Annotated in this window: 1 protein-coding gene; it reads left to right on the top strand. The window is 71.3% G+C overall.

Annotated elements, in window-relative coordinates; translation table 11 throughout:
* Positions 1-80 precede the first annotated feature (80 nt).
* Positions 81-1,501, top strand: a 1,421-nt coding sequence (locus ABD308_RS13745) for a purine-cytosine permease family protein (RefSeq protein ID WP_344333188.1), incomplete at its 3' end; no start/stop codon positions are given.

Raw genomic sequence — 1,501 nt, 5'->3', positions numbered from 1 at the left:
CCGAGGAGAACCCCCACCCGCGAGGCGTCCCCCCCCGGCGCTTCGCCGTCCCTCCCCACGCCCAGACCAGAGGCCCGCTCATGCGCACTGACGTACCCGGCACACGAAGCCCCGAAGACGGCTCACCCGAGGCCTACCGCCAGCCGAAGGGAGTGGAGCGGCACGGCATCGAACCCGTACCGGACGAACAGCGGACCGTGCGCTGGTTCGACCTGTTCCAGATCATCATCAACGTGATGCTCAACCCCGGCCTGATCCTCATCGGCGGACTCGCGGTGGTCTCGGGACTCTCGTTCTGGGCCGCGATCACCGCCCAGGTGCTGGGCATCCTCATCGCCTTCTGCGCCTACACCGTGATGGCCACCGTCGGCGTCGACTACGGCCTGCCCGGGATCGTGTCGACGCGGGCGTTCCTCGGCATCGCGGCCTCCCGCTGGCTGGTCTCCCTGCTGCGCGCCGTCAGCTCGGCCTTCTGGTTCGCCTTCCAGACCCTGGCCGGCGCCATGGGCATCCTGGCCGTGCTGGACGCGTGGCTCGGGGTGAAGCCGCCGCTCATCGCCGTCAGCCTCGTCTTCGCGGTGCTCCAGGCATCCGTCGCCCTCTCCGGGTACGGATCCCTCAAGTGGCTGTCGAAGGTGGCCTTCCCGGTCAAGCTCGTGATCCTCGGGTACCTCTTCTGGCTGCTCGCCAACCACCAGGCGCCGGGCTTCGCGCCGAGCGAGGTGTTCTCCTACTCCGGTTCGGCCGGGTGGAAGTGGGCGGTGTTCGCGGTCTGGGTGAACGCCGTCGCGGCGGCGTGGTTCAGCCAGGTGACGGACGCGGCCGACTACTGCCGCTACTCCAGGTCCCGCAAGGACATGTGGGCCGGCACCATGGCCGCCGCGCTGCTCGGAACGGCCGGATCCGCCTTCTTCGGCGCCTACGCCGCCGCCGCGACCCTCGGGGAGACGGCCAACGCCTTCGAGGTGATCCCCGGCCTCGGCGTCGGCCCGGTCACGCTGGTACTCGTCCTGATCGTGCTCCTCCTGGACAACTGGACGGTCAACGTGCTGAACGTCTACACGGGCGGCCTGGCGCTGGCGAACCTCGCCACCCGGCTGGGGCGCTTCTGGTCGACCATGGTGGTCGCCGCGGCGGGCACGGCACTGGCCGCCTTCCCCGCGCTCATCGACGGGTTCAACGGCTCCATGTCGGCGATGGGCAACGTCTTCGCCCCCCTCGTCGGCGTGATCCTGGCCGACTACCTCGTCATCAAGCGGGGCCGCATCGACGTACCGGCCCTCTTCGACCCCCACGGCCCCTACCGCTACACCGGCGGCGTGAACGTCCTCGCCCTCGCCTGGACGGCACTCGGCGCCCTCGCCTTCCTCGGCCTGCCCGACACGGTGCTGCCGACCCCCCTCGTGGCGATCGCCTGCGGCGTCGGCTACGCCCTCACGGCCCGGATGCTCCCGGCCCGACGGCCCGCCCCCGCGCCCCGCGCGGACGCGCCCGCCGAGCT

Origin of the sequence: Kitasatospora putterlickiae (assembly GCF_039527695.1) — a bacterium.
GTDB classification, from domain to species: domain Bacteria; phylum Actinomycetota; class Actinomycetes; order Streptomycetales; family Streptomycetaceae; genus Kitasatospora; species Kitasatospora putterlickiae.
This window is presented reverse-complemented; position numbering and strand designations above follow the sequence as displayed.